At 70.2% G+C, this 17,312-nt stretch carries 13 protein-coding genes and 2 pseudogenes; 9 read left to right on the top strand and 6 right to left on the bottom strand.

Going from position 1 to position 17,312, the window contains the following annotated elements; all coding sequences use genetic code 11:
- Window position 1 precedes the first annotated feature (1 nt).
- Window positions 2–1,150 carry a hypothetical protein gene (locus IG05_RS0117135; RefSeq protein WP_051789969.1) on the bottom strand — a complete coding sequence of 383 codons (1,149 nt, stop codon included), beginning with the start codon at window positions 1,148–1,150 and terminating at the stop codon, window positions 2–4.
- A gap of 177 nt (window positions 1,151–1,327) precedes the next feature.
- Window positions 1,328–2,113: an SDR family NAD(P)-dependent oxidoreductase gene (locus tag IG05_RS0117140; protein WP_030343451.1), complete on the bottom strand. Its 786-nt coding sequence runs from the start codon at window positions 2,111–2,113 to the stop codon at window positions 1,328–1,330.
- Window positions 2,114–2,410: 297 nt separating this feature from the next.
- On the opposite strand from IG05_RS0117140, the gene IG05_RS42325 reads away from it, so the two are divergent.
- From IG05_RS42325 to IG05_RS0117155, 4 genes and pseudogenes are all read left to right on the top strand, one after another.
- Window positions 2,411–2,956 carry a TetR/AcrR family transcriptional regulator gene (locus tag IG05_RS42325; protein WP_234335886.1) on the top strand — a complete coding sequence of 182 codons (546 nt, stop codon included), beginning with the start codon at window positions 2,411–2,413 and terminating at the stop codon, window positions 2,954–2,956.
- A gap of 3 nt (window positions 2,957–2,959) precedes the next feature.
- Window positions 2,960–3,537 (top strand): annotated as a pseudogene (locus tag IG05_RS45355) (transposase); the annotation flags it as partial.
- A gap of 170 nt (window positions 3,538–3,707) precedes the next feature.
- The gene (locus tag IG05_RS0117150; protein ID WP_030343455.1) at window positions 3,708–4,325 is read left to right on the top strand and encodes a TIGR03086 family metal-binding protein; all 618 of its coding nucleotides are present in this window, start codon (window positions 3,708–3,710) and stop codon (window positions 4,323–4,325) included.
- A gap of 346 nt (window positions 4,326–4,671) precedes the next feature.
- Window positions 4,672–5,394: a dienelactone hydrolase family protein gene (locus IG05_RS0117155; protein ID WP_030343457.1), complete on the top strand. Its 723-nt coding sequence runs from the start codon at window positions 4,672–4,674 to the stop codon at window positions 5,392–5,394.
- Window positions 5,395–5,689: 295 nt separating this feature from the next.
- Here the strand turns inward: IG05_RS0117155 and IG05_RS0117160 are convergent, their stop codons facing one another.
- Together IG05_RS0117160 and IG05_RS0117165 are read right to left on the bottom strand one after the other, a co-directional pair.
- The gene (locus IG05_RS0117160) at window positions 5,690–8,974 is read right to left on the bottom strand and encodes an amidohydrolase family protein (RefSeq protein WP_078894271.1); all 3,285 of its coding nucleotides are present in this window, start codon (window positions 8,972–8,974) and stop codon (window positions 5,690–5,692) included.
- A gap of 542 nt (window positions 8,975–9,516) precedes the next feature.
- Window positions 9,517–9,942: a DUF6003 family protein gene (locus IG05_RS0117165; protein WP_030343461.1), complete on the bottom strand. Its 426-nt coding sequence runs from the start codon at window positions 9,940–9,942 to the stop codon at window positions 9,517–9,519.
- Between the two features lie 382 nt (window positions 9,943–10,324).
- Here IG05_RS0117165 and IG05_RS0117170 point away from each other — a divergent pair, with 382 nt between their 5' ends.
- Both IG05_RS0117170 and IG05_RS0117175 read left to right on the top strand, forming a co-directional pair.
- Entirely contained in the window at window positions 10,325–11,533 is a 1,209-nt protein-coding gene (locus IG05_RS0117170) for a phospholipase D-like domain-containing protein (RefSeq protein WP_030343462.1), read from the top strand.
- 525 nt (window positions 11,534–12,058) lie between these two features.
- Complete coding sequence (locus IG05_RS0117175) at window positions 12,059–12,865, top strand: hypothetical protein (RefSeq protein ID WP_030343463.1); 807 nt, start codon at window positions 12,059–12,061, stop codon at window positions 12,863–12,865.
- Window positions 12,866–13,308: 443 nt separating this feature from the next.
- On the opposite strand, the gene IG05_RS0117180 is transcribed toward IG05_RS0117175, so the two are convergent.
- A complete protein-coding gene (locus IG05_RS0117180; protein WP_030343464.1) occupies window positions 13,309–14,142 on the bottom strand; it encodes a PIG-L family deacetylase in 834 nt (277 codons plus the stop codon).
- Between the two features lie 287 nt (window positions 14,143–14,429).
- On the opposite strand from IG05_RS0117180, the gene IG05_RS0117185 reads away from it, so the two are divergent.
- Both IG05_RS0117185 and IG05_RS46960 read left to right on the top strand, forming a co-directional pair.
- Window positions 14,430–14,948, top strand: coding sequence for a DUF1203 domain-containing protein (locus IG05_RS0117185; protein ID WP_030343465.1), 519 nt, complete (start codon window positions 14,430–14,432; stop codon window positions 14,946–14,948).
- A 243-nt stretch (window positions 14,949–15,191) separates the two neighbouring features.
- Window positions 15,192–15,290, top strand: a pseudogene (locus IG05_RS46960) (IS982 family transposase); the annotation flags it as partial.
- Window positions 15,291–15,392: 102 nt separating this feature from the next.
- On the opposite strand, the gene IG05_RS0117195 reads toward IG05_RS46960, so the two are convergent.
- A complete protein-coding gene (locus IG05_RS0117195; RefSeq protein WP_030343466.1) occupies window positions 15,393–15,926 on the bottom strand; it encodes an AAA family ATPase in 534 nt (177 codons plus the stop codon).
- A 348-nt stretch (window positions 15,927–16,274) separates the two neighbouring features.
- Here IG05_RS0117195 and IG05_RS0117200 point away from each other — a divergent pair, with 348 nt between their 5' ends.
- Window positions 16,275–17,216, top strand: a complete 942-nt coding sequence (locus IG05_RS0117200) for an RNA polymerase sigma-70 factor (RefSeq protein WP_030343468.1) — start codon at window positions 16,275–16,277, stop codon at window positions 17,214–17,216.
- Window positions 17,217–17,312 lie beyond the last annotated feature (96 nt).

Consider the following 17,312-nt stretch of genomic DNA (forward strand, 5'->3'; position numbering starts at 1 on the left):
TTCAGGGCTGGACGGCTGGCCGGCGGGTCCCGGCTCCCGCTCGCCCGGCCCGGCGGGTGGCGGCGCGGTCCACTGCGTACTGGAGCGTGAGGCAGCCCACTGTCCACGCCACCAGGGTGAGCACCGCGCCGGTGAGGTGCGCGTCGTGGAAGTACGAGGCGCCGCGTAGCCCTCGGACTGCGGCAGCCGGGGGCAGTACCGCGGCCAGTGGGGACATCCATGCCGGGAGGAACGTGACCGGGAGGATTCCCCCGGAGGTGGCGTTGCCGAGTATCAGCAGCACGACCGAGGCGACCGGCATGCCGATCGGCCCGAACAACCGCAGCAGCACCCCGGCGACCGCCGCCGATGCCCACGCCAGCAGCCCCACCAGGAGCGTGACGACGGCGAACGACGTCGGGAGTGCGGCGTAGGCGGTATGCGCGATCAACGCCACCGCCACTCCCGAGGCGGTGGAGAAGACCAGCATCGACATGACGCGAACGGCCAGGCGCAGGCGTGGGGCGATCTGGTAGGAGGACACGGCGAAGAGGAATCCGGCAAGCACCACGCCGAAGGAGGCGTAGAAATCCGACAGGCCCCGGGAGTCCCCTGCCACCAGTGGCCGGACGTCCTGCACGGGCACCGCCTTCCCCGCGCCCTCCGCCACCGCCATGGCGATGCTGGAGACGGTCGACGGCCCCTGGGCACCCGCCACCAGAAGGCGTGTTCCGCGGCTGTCGGCCACCAGGGCAGCCGGGACCTCGTCGTGGGTCACGGCTTGCCGGGCGGCCTCCGCGTCGGGGTAGCGGTAGAACGTGTAGCCACTGGGTGTCGCGCTGTTGAGGGCGAGTTCCGTACGGGCGGCCACCCTGTCGGGCGCGGCGATACCGAGGGGCTGGTGCCGCGCCGACGGTGCGTGGAAGGCGGCGAGGTAGACGGCGACGAACACCGTGCCGATCGCCAGCGCGGTGACCACGGGCACGAGCATCGCCTTACGGGCTCCGGCAGCAGCGGCGAGCACCGCGCCGGGCAGACCGGGCTCGGTGTCGACCAGCGCATGCTGGGCGTGCCTGGTGCGGCCGGCCGCGGGGCCCTCGTCCGGATCATGCGGATCATGCGGAGGGGGCGAGGGCGGGGTGTCGAGCGGGAGGGAGGTGAGGGGGTGCATGAGGTGAGGACTTTCCGCGGTTGTACGGGGGCTCGTACGAGGGCGAGTGAGGAGGGACCCGGGAAGGCGGCTTTCGGGCGACAGGGCGCGGGAAGGGGGGACGGCGGCCGGGGTGGTCGGCTGCCGAACGGAACGCGTGAGAGCCGATCCCGCCGGTCGAGGAATCCCGCCGGCCGGCTAGAACATCCCGCCGTCGACCTGAAGGGTGCGCCCGGTCATGTACGCGGCGTCATCGCCGGCGAGAAAGGCGTACGCGGATGCGATCTCGGTGGGGTCCGCGAGGCGCCGCAGCGCCACCTGCACGTCGAGCCACTCGGACATGGCCTGCTTCCCGACCAGTTCGGGGTGCTGGTAGCCGGCTCCGTGCTCGGCGGCCATGTCGGTTGCCGTGCCGCCGGGGGCGATGGCGTTGATGGTGATGCCGCGGCGGCCGAGTTCGGCCGAGAGGTTGAGGACCATCGCTTCCACGGCGGCCTTCGACGCGGCGTAGAGGGTGTGCCCGAAGAACGCCTTGGACGCGCTGACCGAGGAGGTGAGCACGATCTTGCCGCCTGCTCGCATGTGGGCGGCGGCGTGCTGGGCTGCGAAGAGCTGGCCGCGGGTGTTGACGGCGAAGACGCGGTCGAAGTCGGCCGGGGTGATGTTCTCCAGCGCGTCGAAGTGCTCCACGCCCGCACAGGACGCCAGGACGTCCAGCTGTCCGAACTCGGAGACCGCCCGCTCGATCAGGGTCCCGGTCTGGTCGGGGTTGGCCACGTCCGCCCGCAGCGCCATGGCCTTGTGGCCCTGGTCCGTCAGTGACCGGACCAGTTCATCGGCGGCTTGCTGGTTGCCGCGGTAGCCCACGACCACAGCTGCTCCTTCGGCCGCCAGGCGAGTGGCGACCGCTGCTCCGATGCCCCGGCTGCCTCCCGTCACCACCGCGACCTTGCCGGCGAAACGCTTGTTGTCCGTTGTCGTCATGAGGGGTCTTCCTTTCACGTGTCCGGCCGGCCGATGACGCCACCAGACCGAATGGCTGGTGCGCGGCATCGCCCGTACGACGACACTAACACCTAAGTGAAGGAAATCCTTCACTTAGGTGGGGGACGTACCCTCGACACAGCGCAGACGATGAGAACAGCAGAGGTAGACACGGTGACTGCCAGCACACCGAGCGGACCGCCGGCCCCACGGCTGCGGGCCGACGCCGCCCGCAACCGCGCCCAGATCCTGACCGCGGCCCGCGCCGCCTTCCGCGAGTCGGGGACCGCTGTCCCCTTGGACGAGATCGCCCGCCGGGCAGGGGTGAACATCGCCACGCTCTACCGGCGCTTCCCCGACCGCGATGCCCTCATCGCCCAGGTCGTCGTGGACGGCCTCAGCCTCGTACTCGACACCGCCCGGACAGCCGCCGAGACAGCGCGGACCGATCCGCTCTCAGCCGTGGGATCCTTCCTGCAAGGCATGATCGACAACCGTGAACTGCTGTCCCTGCCTCTGATCGGCGGGCCCATGACGAACGACCCTCACGCCCGTGACCTGCAACAGCACATCGCCGCCACGCTGGAAGGGATTCTGGCCGCCGGACGCAGCCGAAAGGTGATCCGGCGAGACATCACCGCGGTGGACCTGATCGCCACCGCCGCACTGATCTGCCGCCCCCTGCCCCTCCTGCCGCCCGAGCAGGCCGCCACGCTCGCCACACGACACCTCTGTGTGTTCCTCGACGGCCTGCGCCCGGATCACACCCGCGACCTGCCGTCACCCCCGACCCACGAAGAGATGACGGCTCATCTCGTCGCCGAAGACACGACCGCCCGGTAGCAGCCAGACCGGGCCTTCGCCTTCGACGAGTCCGGCCCTCTGGGGATCCGGCCCACCGCCGGCTCCTGCTGGGCCGAACAAGGCAGGCCCAACCGGCTTCCGGCGACCTACCGTCGCACCCACGGCGTCCCCTACTTCCACGGCTGCTACTCCGTCGGTGACGACACGCCGTGGGGAGTCAACCGCCGCCGCAAAGGCACGGTCAACAGCCTGGCCGCGCTGAAGTCGATCCGCGCCGCTCGACCCGACGGCGCCCCGATCTACATCATTTTGGACGACCTCTCCGCTCACACCGGCGCGGATATCCGCCGCTGGGCGAAGAAGAACAAGGTCGAGCTGTGCTTCACCCTGACCTACGCCTCCTGGGCCAACCCGATCGAGGCCCACTGCGGCAGTTCACCCTGGCCAACTCCCAGCACCGCAGCCACCCCGCACAGACCTGGGCCCTGCACAGCTACCTGCGCCCGCGCAACACCAACGCCCGTCACCCCGACGTGCAAACCGCCCAGCGCAAGGAACGCGCCCGCATCCGCGGTGAAAGGGGCATCCGCTGGGGAGGCCGACCCACTCTCGCTGCGTGATCGAGCAACCCAGCGAGCCTTCCTCGTCAGAGCAAGCGAAGCACCGCTACGGCCCCGTTTCCAGGTGGCGATGCCCTGGTGGGCGCTGAGGTGGCGGGTGTACCGAGAGCCCGACCTTGACGTCCGATACCCGCCGGACCCATCTGCCCGCGGCGGGCATGCTGGGTCACATGGTCAACGCGTTTGAGGGGCTCATCGATCGGTTCCTCGGGTCCAGCGCCGAGTTCGAACAGAAGCTGCGAGCAGTGAGATCCGAGCAGTGGTCCTGGCCAACTCCCTGCACGGAGTGGAACGTGCGGCAGTTGGTCAACCACATGACTCGCGGAAACCTCAACTACGTGAGTCTGCTGCATGGCGGCAGCGCCGCCGATTTCCTGCGGCTGCGGGACGCCGACGCGCTGGGCACGGATCCGGTCGGCGCGTACGCCCTGTCCGTACGAGAGTGTGCCCAAGCGTTCAGGGAGACCGGTGCTCTTCAGCGGGTTCTCGACTATCCCTTGGGCCCGGTGTCCGGCCAGCAGGCACTTGCCCTGAGAGTCACGGATAGCGCTGTCCACACCTGGGATCTCGCACGGGCTGTCAACCTGGACGACACCCTCGACGGCAGCCTCGTGGCGTGGATCGAAGAACATCTTGACGAGATCTACGCTGGGTTGCCGGAAACGCCCACCGCTGTAGAGACAACTCACCGGTTCTTTGCCGCTCCCGACGGCGTGCTCGCCAACAACTCCTCCCCACAAATGCGACTGCTGCACCGAATGGGGAGGACGCCGGCACGAGGTCACTGAGCCCGTGTGGTTACGAACCTCCTGAGGGGCGGCCGACGGTACTCGTCGTGTGATCGGCCTTGGATGACGTCCAAGACCTGGTGGCGGGTCAGACCGGGCCGGTCAGCTCGTCGGCCGCTGCCGGCCGTTCCACCAGCGGAGTCCGCAGAGGCGGCACGCCGCCCGAACCCCGGGGAAAACCGCTTGGTGGACGTGGTGTCCACTGCTAGCTTTCCGGAAGGCCGGGCCGAAGAACGAGGAGGTGGTACCCGTGAACGTATCGACATGGGTGCTCCCCTCCGGGGTCACGGTCGGGCGATAGGTCGTCCGGGAGCGCCGTCCGAGAGCACTCCCGAAAGGCACGACCATGCGGTTCACTGCTGAACAGCGCCTCGACGACAGCGTCCTGGAACGCGAATTCACCCTCGGCGAGGTCCCCGGCACGCTGTGGACGCCTGATTCCACCGCACCGGCCCCGCTGCTCCTGATCGGCCACAACGGCGGTCTGCACAGGCGGGAACCCCGCCTGGTGGCCCGGGCCCGGCAATCCGCGGCGCACGGCTACGCGGTCGCCGCAATCGACCACCCCGGGCACGGTGACCGGACCCGTTCCTCCGTCGACGAGCGGGCCCGCGCCGAACTCCGCCGGGCGAAGGCGGCCGGCGAGCCGGCCGACGAGATCTTCGAGTCCTTCGTCGGCCCGCTGGTCGAGAAGGCGGTCCCGGAATGGCGAACCACCCTGGACGCCCTCCTTTCGCTGCCCGAGATCGGCGGACCGGTCGGATACTCGGGGATGGCCGCCATCGGTATCCGGCTGGCGGTGGCCGAGCCGCGCATCGCGGCCGCCTGCTTCTTCGCCGGGGGTTACGTGCCCCGCGCCCAGCGCGAGGAGGCCCGGCAGGTCGCCGTCCCGCTGCTGTTCCTGCTGCAGTGGGACGACGAGGGGAACCCCCGGCAACGGGCCCTGGACCTGTTCGACGCCTTCGGCAGCAAGGAGAAGACGCTGCACGCCAATACGGGCGGACACGCCGGCACCCCGTGGTTCGAGGTGGACGACGGGACCCGGTTCTTCGGCCGGCACCTGAGGTGAGGCCGGGCCGTCAGACCGGCAGCAGACGGTAGACGATGCCCGGCAGGATGCCGCTCAGGGCCTTCCTGCGGCATGCCGTCCCCCACGACTGGCTCGCCGTACCTTGCCGTATCGGCAGGGTACGGCCCCGGCCACGACTTTCCGGCAGCGCCCAGCCCCGTGTCTGTCCCCGCTGAGAGCAGCAGCACGAGCCGGCCCGCGTCGGGCGGCACGGCTGAGGGCCGGTCCAGGACACACCCCGGCCGCCGTCCGCACAGTGAGGGCAGGGACGAGGAGCCTGAGGGAGTCGGGACGGTCAGGTCGCGCAGCAGCTTTCGCGGCGGATGATCTGGCCGACCGTGTGCCAGTGCTCGCTGTCGCCCACCGTCCGCCCGGCGGCGAGCCGGTGGGGGCCGACCAGGTCCTCCCGCCGGTGCACGATGCCGTCACGCATCACCCAGGAGACGCGCGTCAGGTCGGTGAAGTCATGGAAGGGGTTGCCGTCGATCACCGTGAGGTCGGCCAGCTTGCCGGGCTCCGCGGTGCCCAGGTCGTCGTCGACGCCGAACATCCGGGCGGGCACGACGGTGGCGGTCCGCAGGGTCTGGGCGGGGGACAGACCGGCGTACCGGTGGAGGGCGCGCAGGCCGAGGTGGACTTGGAGACCGATGGGGGTGAGAGGGGAGTCGGTCCCCATGGCGAGCGTGCCGCCGTCGGTGACGATCCGCCGGTAGGTGGCCATTTCCTGTTGCAGTTGGCGCAGTTGCTCCTCGGTAGGCGGGGCCTTGGCCTGGGCCTTCACGGCGACGGTGTCCCAGGGGGGCATGAGGGCGGTCACCCGGGGGTCGTCGGCCAGGGCCGGGTCGTTGCCGAGCAGGCAGAGGGCGTTGAAGGGCGTGATGATGATCTCGAAGCGGCCACTTTGGTAGATCTGGTGGACGTCCTCGTAGGTGTGCCCGGTGGCGGACGCCGAGCGGCCGTACTCCTGGCGCTGGGTCGCCGTCAGATGCGTCGTCAGGTCCTGGCCGACCTGGATGCCGGGCGTCAGCAGGTGGCTTCCAGCGGGGACGCCGAGCTTCTCGTGGGCGATGCGGGCCGCCTCCGCCATGACCTGGGCGGGGGCACGGACGTAGGTCTTGACGAAGTCGTAGTCGAGCGCGAGGGCACGTTGGAGGGTGCGCCGCAGGCCGTCGGAGGTGCTGTGGGCACGCCCCATGCTGTACGCGACCCGGCTGCCGTCGATGAGTTCGCCGGTGGTGAGCAGCCGGGGACCGGCGAGGGCGCCGCTGTCGGCGGCTTCGCGCAGGCGTGCCTGCTCATAGGCGAAGCCGCCCAGGGAGACGTTGGTGGTGATGCCGTAGGCGAGCATCAGGCTGGTCTGACGGCCGCCGTAGATGTTCTGGTACGGGTGGGTGTGGGAATCCCACAGGCCGGGCACGACAGTGCATCCGGAGGCGTCGATCCGCCGTTCCCCCGCTCGCGGGGCGCCGGAGCGGTGCCGTTCGACGGCGGTGATGCGGTTGCCGGTGATGACGATGTCGACGTCCTCGCGGACGGTGTCCCCCGTGCCGTCCCACAGGCGTCCGGCGTGCACCCGGGTCACGTCGGTGCGCGGCGGCAGGCGGCGGGTGGCCGCCAGGGGGACCGGGAGGGTGCGGCGTCCGGTGCCGTCCCGGTCGACGATCCGCAGCCGGCCGCCGGACAGGTAGAGCAGGCGGCGGGAGTCACCGGACCACGACGGGTGGTCGGCGGGTTCGTCGGTGATGCGCCGCGGTCCGCCGGCGGGTGTGCCGTCCGGGCCGACGGGCAGGACCCACAACGCGGACTCCACGACCAGCGCCAGCGCCGTTCCGTCGGGCGACCAGACCGGTCCGCTGTCGCAGCGGTCGGAGACCGAGGTGTGGGGCAGCGGCAGAAAGGCCCTGGAGGAGCCGTCGCGGGTGTCGATCACCCGGATCACGTTGTAACCCTCGCGGAACCGCTGGTTCAGCCGGTTGCGGTCGCACAGGGCGATGTACCGGCCGTCCGGGGACCAACTGGGCCGACCAGGCAGGCCGTTGCCGCCGAGGGGTACGGCGAGCTTGGTCTCGGCACGGGATGCGACGTCTACGACGAGGAGGTTCCCGGTGGTGTCGTGACAGGCCAGCCGGTTCCCGTCAGGGGCAAGGGCCGGGTTGAGACGGCCGCCGGTGGCCAGGACCGTGTCCTCACCGGTATCGAGGGTGAACCGGTGGACGGCGGCCAGACCGTCGCCCCCGGCGTCCCCGTCGTACGAGTAGACGACGCTCCTGCCGTCCCTGGCCCAGGACGGCATCTGCACGTACCGGGAGGGGGCGGCCTGGAACAGCTTGCGGGGCCGCGCGCCGACGGGCATCAGCCACAGGGCGTTCAGAGCGGCGAAGACGACGGATCCGCCGTCGGGTGAGAGCGCCGGGAGGTGGACGCCGCGCACCGGCCTCGGGGCGGTGGAGTCGAAGTCGCGTGTCTTGCGGCGGTACGCGGGCCGGGGGACGTCGAGCGAGGCGGTGAACGGGATGTCCCGAGCCGGTTCCAGCGAGGGGCTCAGGGTCCTGAGCCGACCGCCGGCGAAGTAGAGCAGGCCCCCGTCCGGAGTCCAGCAGGGTGGGAGCGGCGAGACGTCCTCGGTGCCCGAGACCGTCCGGCCGTCCACGACAAGGGCCGACGTCGCGGCGGCGGATCGGGTTCCGCCGGCGGTCCACACGAAGGCCACGCGGCCGTCCCTGGAGACGGCGGGGCACATCAGCGTGCCGGTGTCGACCGTGCGTACCGTGGTGACCTCGCCGCCCGCGGCCGGTACGGAGGCGATGGTCCGGGCTCCGGCGGCGTCCGCGCGTACGAAGAGGATCCGGTCGCCGTCCGGGTGCCAGGCGGGGTCGTAGTCCTCGACGTCCGGCCTGCTGGTCAGGCGGGTCAGTTCACCGGCCGCCACGTCCACGGTCCAGATGTCGTACGAACTGCCCCGCACCGGGTCCCCGCCGCGCTCGGAGGCGAAGGCGATCCGCGTGCCGTCCGGTGACCAGGACACACTCCGGTCGTCCCAGGGGCCGGAGGTGAGCCGGCGCGGGTGCGAACCGTTCGGGCCCATCGTCCACACGTGGAAGCCGCCGCCCTTGTAGGAGCAGAAGGCGATCGCCGAGCCGTCCGGCGACCAGGCGGGACGGGTCGGTTCCAGCTCGGGAGCGGTCAGCGCGGTCGCCTCTCCCCCGCTCCTGGGCAACGCCCACAGCGCGCCCTGCACCTCGATGACGAGCCGGTTGCCGTCGGGCGACACCGTCGCGGAGGCATTGGTGCCGGTAGTGAACGTCAGCGTCCGGCCGTACGGTCCCCTGGCCCCGAACCTGTCCGGCGAAGAGGCGGGGGGTGATGCGGCCGCCGCAGGAGCCGCCGTGGACGAAACGAGCGTGGCACCCACACCGCCCAACGCCGCCGCGCTCAGGAAGCCCCGCCGGGTGACCCTTGCGGGGAGCCTTCCGACAGGTGTCCCGGGTCCGGCCGGGTGGTGTGCGGGCACGCCCGCCGAGGAGTCGGTCGGCTCTTCGCCGGAGGGTTCGTCGGGGAATCCCAGCGCCGCTTTGGTCATGGGGAGAGCTCCGGTGGTGGGGGGATCTGCTGGAGTTCACTTCCAGGGACGCTCACAGAGTCGATGCACGCGCTCGCCCACCCGAGCGTGGCAGACACCGCCGTACGGGAAGACGCGCTTGCGCCGTCCAGAATCGCACGGCACCTGAGCGATGTGAGGGGCTTTCGTCCGAGGGCATGACCCCCTTCTTGCGGCGCCCCGCTTGGGTTTGACGGCGGTTCACGGGCCGGAAAGCGAAGGGCCGCCATGAGGGCTGCGATGTCCTGAGCGCACCACCATGTGCCGTACGCGCATCTCGTGACGGCGGGCATGCCCTGCGCGCCGAGTGCCCTGCCGCCGACTGCCCAGCCACCCCGGGGCCTGCCTGGCCCGTCGGCACCCCCCGGGGCTGTGCCGCGTGCGCCGCGGTGGTGCTGCAGGCGGCGTGTCAGGCGGGGTGGGGTTCACCTACCATCGCCTCTTGCCCCGTCGGGGTACGGCTCTTGCCCGGATGTGCGGGATGACCAGGTCTCCGTGGCCGGACAAGGCACGTGAAGCAGTCGTCAGTTCCGGGTCAGCCGACCGATCTCCTGCGGGTCCAGCCCGGTGAGCTGGACGATTCGGGGTGCAGGGATCCCGGCTTTCAACGCACGGTGGACCAGGGCCTCCCAGCCCTGGGTCGTGTCCCGGAAGTCCAGGAGCTGCCGTTCCATGTCGGTGAGGGACGCAGGCGCACACTCCTGCTGTACGCGCACGGCCTCCTCCTCGCTCAGGGGTACGGGCAGCCGCTCCGCGTCCTCCGGGATGAGCACCTCCGCGTCGGCCGGCAGGATTCTGACCTGTTCCGAGGAGGCCTGCACACCATGGGCGGAGAGCCAGCCCTGAACGGCCGGAGTCTCCGCGCAGTCCAGGGGACCGACCGCGGCCATCGCCGCCCCCAGCAGCGGATGGCGGTCGGGGAGGAGAAGCAGGTAAGCGTCATCGGCCATCGCGCAGCAATGCCTTCCTGATCACAAGAGCGGGGGCGCTCCGATGCTATCGCGACCACTCCCCCGCGCCCGCACCTTCACACGGCGCCAGCGTTTCTACGGCCTGAGAAGAGTGGCGACGGGCGAAGCAGCTCACCCGTCTCCTTGCGCCCTCCGGCAGCTCTGCGACCGTGGGCCGCAGAGCAGTCAGCCGTGCTGCAATGCCAGGCGGTCGGCGGCCTGGGTGACCGGTCGGCGGACTCGTCACGGCTCTTGCCGAAGTCTCGGGCGGAGAGGATCGAGCCGCCGCCGACATGGGGCAGTACCTGCCGGGCATGTGGGTTCTCGGGCTCTACCAGCGGGCCGCAACGATCCGTCCTCATGGTCGAACGGGAGATACGACGTGATCCTCGGCAGTGAACCGGCAGCCCCGGAGTTTGTCACCACGTCCGACGCGGCGGCACGCAAGCAACGGCTGCGCCGCCGTCTGGAGCGGCTGATAGGTGTGGCCGCCACGGAAGGCAACGATCTCTTGCCCCTGCGTAACGGTGACGAGATCTTCCCCGCGATGCTCAGGGCGATCCAGTCGGCCCAGTACACGATCGACATGATGACGTTCGTGTACTGGCGTGGTCAGATCGCCCGGGACTTCGCCGTCGCTCTCGCCGATCGCGCCCGGGCGGGAGTGCGCGTCCGTCTGCTGCTGGACGGATTCGGCGCCAAGAAGATCGAGCCGGGGCTGCTGGATCTCATGGACGCGGCCGGTGTGCAGGTGGCCTGGTTCCGCAAGCCCGCCTGGCTGTCGCCGTTCAAGCAGAACCACCGTTGCCACCGCAAGGCTCTCGTCGTCGATGAGCAGACCGCCTTCACCGGTGGCGTCGGCATCGCGGAGGAATGGTGTGGTGACGCCCGCAACCCGGGGGAATGGCGCGACACCCACGTTCAGGTGCGCGGGCCGGCCGTGGACGGCATCGCGGCCGCGTTCGCGCAGAACTGGGCCGAGTGCCACGACCAGCTCTACGACGATCGCGACCGCTTCATCGAGCACACGCAGGCCGGTTCGTCGGTGGTTCAGGTCGTACGCGGCTCGGCCAGCATCGGCTGGCAGGACATGCAGACGCTCATCCGCGTCATGCTCACCTCCGCCGAGGAGCGCTTCCGCCTCGCCACCGCCTACTTCGCCCCCGACACCTACTTCATCGACCTGCTGTGCCAGACCGCCCGCCGAGGGGTGCGTGTGGAGATCTTGCTTCCCGGCCCGCACACCGACCAGCGCGCCTGTCAGCTCGCCGGCCAGCACTACTACACACGTCTACTGGAAGCAGGCGTGCGGGTCCGCCAGTACCAGCCGACCATGATGCACGCCAAGATCATCACCGTGGACTCGGTCGCCGCCCTGATCGGCTCCACCAATTTCAACCGCCGGTCCATGGACCACGACGAGGAGGTCATGCTCGCCGTCCTGGACGAGACGTTCACCGCCGAACTCGACCGCGACTACGACGCGGACCTGCGGCGCAGCGTCGACATCGACCTCACGCGATGGAGACGGCGGACCATACTCCAGCGCGCCAAGGAAGCCGCCGTCACTCCGATCCGGCACTTCCTGTGACGCGACATCTGCCGGATCAGCCCGCGGAAGCCCTTCGGCGCGCCGCTCGTGACGTGGCGTTGCCAGCCGCCCTTTCACCACGAGCGTCCGGGCGGGCGGGACACCGTCCCGCCGGTTGCGGCCGTCGCCCGGTTCCTGCTGAGGGGAGCGAGGGACTGCTTGCCGGCGAGCCGTACCGTCAGTACCGCGAACCGTGAGGCGGAGCGCTGTAATCGAACGCGCCGGGGTCTCCCAGCGCCGCCGGGCACCGGCACGCCCCCCCCGTCTCCGGCACTCCCGCCCCCGTCTCCGGCACGCGACTCTTCTTCCCCGGCGCGCGGCGCACGGTGCACGCCGGGCCGGTTCCCGCCAAAGGACCGCCTTCGGCCATTTCAGGCAGGATGTCTCCTCCTGGCCGATACGTGTGCCGTACGGTCGGTGACCCGCACCACATCGCACGACATCCCCGGGGGGTGTCGGCGGGCATGCTGGCCCCTGGCCAGGGAGCTCCGTGTGCCCATCGACAGTGAATGGAGTTGATGAGCCATGGCGACGGCGCTGCCGGCCTGGCCCGGACCCTGGACCGACGAGATCACCGGCATCGTGCAGGGCAACGCCGCCCTCGGCCCCGCGAACAGCCTGATCAAGAAGTTGACGCCCGAGCAGCGGGAGACCGTCACCAAGCGGGGGAAGGAACTGGTCACCAGCCTGCTCGACCCGGACGTCCGGGCCGTCAGGGCCCGGGGCATCCTCGTCCGGCTGCACCTGGAGCTGGTCACCCCCGCCGCGCAGAACGCCACCGTCCAGAAGCTGATGGAGAACCCGGGCTACCGGCCGCCGAGCTTCCTGAACGTCGCCACCTACAACACCGTCCTGGAACTCGTCGTCGCCAAGGCCCTGTGGGGCACCGGGCACACGGAATTCCTGCCCTGGCCCTTCGACGGCACGGCCCTGAAGCCCGACTTCATGCTCAGCGGCCACCACCCCGACCCGGCCGGGCACACCGACCAGACCTTCTACGACGCCTGCCAGGTGGTCGCCGACACGGTGAAGGTCGGCAGCTGGAAGACCGCGCCGGAGCTGGTCACCGGGCTGGTCAGCGGCGTGACCGACAAGGTCGGGACGTACCAGGGCAAGTCCGTGGGCGTCGTCCTGGAAGCGGTCGACAACCCCTGCCTCTTCAAGGACGGCGAGCCGATCGCCAACGACGAGGACATCATCGACACGTTCCAGGAGCGCATCGAGGCATTGGACTCCGCCGTCCGGCGACGGCTGCGCTTCGTGCACGTCATCACGCCGGGCTGCGCCGTGGTGACCATGGACGCGGACGCCTGGTCCCAGAACCTGGGCTAGCCAGGCCGCTTCCCTCGGATCATCTGATCGTCGGGATGGTGCGTACCGTTGGCTGACTGACCGAGGCACCAACAATCGCCTGCGGGAGTGGCCCGCCGGCGGCACCTGGTAGCAGAGCAGGAGCAGGTCTTCACCGCCCTGCTCGCCCAGGCCGGCACCGCAGGCACCTGGACCGGATCGTCGCGGTCGATTCCACGACCGTCCGAGCCCACCAGCGCGCCGGCCGGGGCCCTCCTGAAAGGGGCTCCGGCCGGCGAGCCGGACAATCATGCCCCCCGGACGCCCCAGCGGCGGTTGACCACCAGGAGTCACCTCGTCTGCCTCAGCACAACCGCTGCCGGCCGCCGGACCTCGTGCCCACGCCCGGCCAGGCAGACACCGCACCACGTCCCGCTCGATCGCGCGTGGTGCAGTGGATGCGCTTCCCCAGCCGGACGGGCGGGTCAGCGCAGTCCGGCGAAGAGATCGCTCTCGGGGACGGCCGCGCCGGTGCTGTCCTGGACACGGAGGAAGGTCTCCATGCCCATCAACTCGCCGAACCGTTCCTTGCCCATCTTGAGGAAGAAGATGTTCTCTCCCTGACTGGCGTGCGCGGCCAACGCGTCGAACTTCTGGCCGCTGAACCCGGTCGTGTCCACCCACGTGGTGATCTCATCGTCGGGGAGGCCGATCTCGGCCATCGCGGCGGCCTCGGCAGGATCAGGCTCCGGCATGTCCCCTTGGAACTCGCGCATGACCTCGCCGAACCGCCGCATCATCGACCGGGGCATCGTGGTCCAGTACACCTTGGGGGTCAGGGTGGTCATCTCCAACGCCGCCATCGTGATGCGGTGGGCCTGTATGTGGTCGGGGTGACCGTAGAAGCCGTTCTCGTCGTAGGTGACGACCACATCAGGTCGGTAGTGCCGCATGAGTTCGGCGAGCCGGGCCGCGCCTTCCTGCACGGGGGTCTGCCAGAAGGACCCGGGGGCGTCGTTGCTCGGCCAGCCCATCATCCCGGAGTCGGCATAGTCCAACGTCTCCAGATCGCTGACCTTCAGGACGGCGCAGCTTGCTTCGAGTTCCTGACGGCGCAGCAAGGCGACCGCCGCCGGATCGTGCCCGGGCTCGCCCGGCTTGACACCTCCCGGTCCGTCACCGCAACCGCCGTCGGTACACGTCACGAGAACCGTGCGGATGCCTTCCGCCGCGTACCGCGCGAGGACCCCTCCCGTTCCGGTGGCCTCGTCGTCGGGGTGAGCGTGCACTGCCATGAGCGTCAAGGGCCGGTCAGTCATGAAGCGATCCTCCTGCAGAAGTTCGTTTTGGTATGAGTACGCGGCGGGTGTACCGCAGTCCTGGGGCCCGGCCCCTGGTGCGGCGCCGGTCCCTCAGCGGGTGCAACCGTGCCGACCGGACCGGCTGTTCCCGGCACGGGCACATTGGCCATCCAGAAGCCGGTGTGCCGCACTGTGCCGGAGCAACGAGACAGGCACAGCGGCGGAAGGCCTTCTGCATGGGCTCGTACCAACGTGATGTCCGTTTTCTGCCAGCAACCACACGTGCGTTGAGCGAGCGTGGGCACATGACCAGGTACACCGTGCTCCCCATTGACACAGCCGTCCTCAAGGAACTGCGGGTGGCCGACGACGCGGGCCGTCCCTGCGCCCCGTACATCGCGACCCACGACGACATGAACTCCCCGTTGCGCTGCTGCCTGCGCCCCATCACGCTCGGCGAGCGGATCGCCCTGGTTTCGTACGCCCCGTTGCGTCGCTGGGCCGCCGCGAGGGGTACAGATCCGGGCGCGTACGACGAACAGGGTCCCGTCTTCATCCACGCCGATGACTGCGACGGGTTCGCTCCCCGCGAGAACTATCCCTTCGATCGGCCGGGCGCCCTGCGTAATCTGCGCCGCTATGACGCCCGGGGCCATATCGCAGGTGGCCGCCTTCTGGAGATTCCGGCCGACGCCACGGCCGGCTTCGATGCAGCCCTCGACGATGCGTTCAACGACCCGGACGTGGTGCTCGTGCACGTCAGAGCAGTGGAATACGGATGCTTCCACTTCGAGGTGCGACGGCCCTCCACCGAGGAGCAATAACCGCCATGCCACCTGAGTGAGCGGTTTCAGGGGAACGGCTGCGCGCATGGGGCGAGGGGGCTCAAAGTGCGGTTGTGACGCCAGACTTGAGCTCCCCCGCCACCGCACTGCACGTGGAGAGCGACGACCCGCTCAAGGACGCACCCGGATCTCGCGCTGTCGCGTCCCCCCGTGGGGATCGCTCCACGCCTCACCGATGCCGAGCTGGTCGCGTTCGCGATGGCGCTCCCGCGAGACCGTCCCCGCGTCATGCAGCGCATCCTCGCGCTGACCGCCACGATCCGGCACAACGACCACACCGGACGGCCGGTCCTGCGCTCAGTGACCGCCTACGACCACTGACTACAGACCCCTGTGCCCGCCGCGGTGGTCGGATGATGGCCCTGGGCCGCCGGTCGACGACCCGGCCCTCTTCGCGCAGCAGCTGTCGCAACGGTGTCCCGGTCAGCAGTCCAGTGGGGGCAGGTGGGCCAGGCCGGTGTCGAGCATGATGCGGTCGATGGTCTCGTGCAGGGCGCTGTCGACGCCGACGACGGTCTCCAGGCCGCCGGGCAGCAGATCCCGCGGCCGGTACCAGTCGCGCAGTTGGGTCTCGTCGACGTCGTCGGCGATCGGCTTGGTGGCGTGCCGGGCGAGGGTCTCCTCGAACGGCACGTCCAGGTAGTAGCCGTGCGTCGGGCCGCGGTGATCGGCGCGCAGCCGGCCGAGCATGTCGCCGTAGCGGTCGGCGTAGAGGATGCCTTCGACCACGACGTGATAGCCGGCATCCAGGGCGTAGCGGGCCGTAAGGTCGATCAGGCCGATGTTCGCCGCTCCGGGCCGGTCGTGCTCGCGGAGCACGATGCGGCGCAGGTTGTCCTGGCCGACCAGGGCCAGGCCGCGGCCGAACCGCTCGCGGAGGCCGGCCGCGACGGACGACTTCCCTGAAGCGCTGTTGCCGCGCAACACGATCAACCGGGTTTCTTCGGTGCCCACCATCACGACGGTCACGCTATCGACCGCCGGTGACAGCGCCTGGGGCGTTCCGGGACATCGTCGACCTGATGCCCGGATGGCGGCGATCAGGGACGGGCGAGCGGCGGGTGGAGGCCACTCGACGCACAGCCGTGGCGGCGGAACCCGCACATCGGTCCGGTGGGCGATGCCGCCGGCCTTGGCGGTGGGCGCTCAGTCGTGAGCAGGATGCCGCGCGGGTGACGTGGTGGACTGGCTCGCATCGGTGGACGCCAGGCGCGGCCGGCAGTCGGTCGCCGTGCCGACAGCACCGGCCGTCACGCCGACGCCCGGCCCCGGCCTCTGGGACAACCGTGGCCTAGGATCGTCCACATGGCCCTGATCACCAGTGACGTCGAGCGGTTCCAGGCCGCCAGGCCCCGGCTGGAGGCCATCGCCTACCGGTTGCTCGGCTCGGCGAGCGAGGCCGAGGACGCCGTGCAGGAGACGTTCCTGCGCTGGCAGGCGGCCGACGTCGAGCGGATCGAGGTGCCCGAGGCCTGGCTGACCAAGGCCCTCACCAATCTCTGCCTCAACCAGCTCACTTCGGCACGGGCCCGGCGTGAGACGTACGTGGGCAGGTGGCTCCCCGAGCCGCTGCTGGCGGGGGATCCGATGCTCGGGCCGGCCGACACCATCGAGCAGCGCGAGTCGGTGTCGTACGCCGTCCTCGTCCTACTGGAGCGCCTCTCCCCCAGCGAACGGGCGGTGTACGTGCTGCGGGAAGCCTTCGACTACCCGCACCGCGAGATCGCCGACATGCTCGACATCACCGAGGCCGCCAGCCAGCAGATCTTCCACCGGGCCAAGAAGCATGTCGCCGGCGGCAAGGCGCGCACCGAGATCGACGAGGCTGCCGCCCGCAGGATCGTCGAGGAGTTCCTGGCCGCGGCGACGAGCGGCCGGACCGAACCCCTGGTGCGGCTCCTCACCCAGGACGCCGTCTCGGTGGGCGACGGCGGCGGGAAGGTCGCGGCCCGCGCGAAGGCGTTCGAGGGCGCGCTTGCGGTCGCCAAGTTCCTGCGCGGCCTGTTCAAGCCCAGCGATGCCAAGCGGGCGTACGTCGGCGGCGCGCCGGAGATCTATGCCGCGACTGCCAACGGTGAGCCCGCCGTCGTGGCGGTCGTGGACGGCCGGGTCATCGGGATCACCTGCCTTGAGGTGACCGAGCAGGGAATCGTCGCGCTGCGCAGCCAGGCCAACCCCGACAAGCTGGTTCGCGCGAGCGAGCGGTGGGCCACCGCAGCCCACGGGAACCCGTTGTACATTCTCTGATTCGGTGTGACGTGCTTCACATGCGGGTCCTGTCAGGAATCGTCGGGCTGTCCGGTTCAAGAAGCGAAACCGCACAGACAAGCGGCGGAACTTCGC

Source organism: Streptomyces sp. NRRL S-1022, assembly GCF_000720135.1.
Taxonomy (GTDB): domain Bacteria; phylum Actinomycetota; class Actinomycetes; order Streptomycetales; family Streptomycetaceae; genus Streptomyces.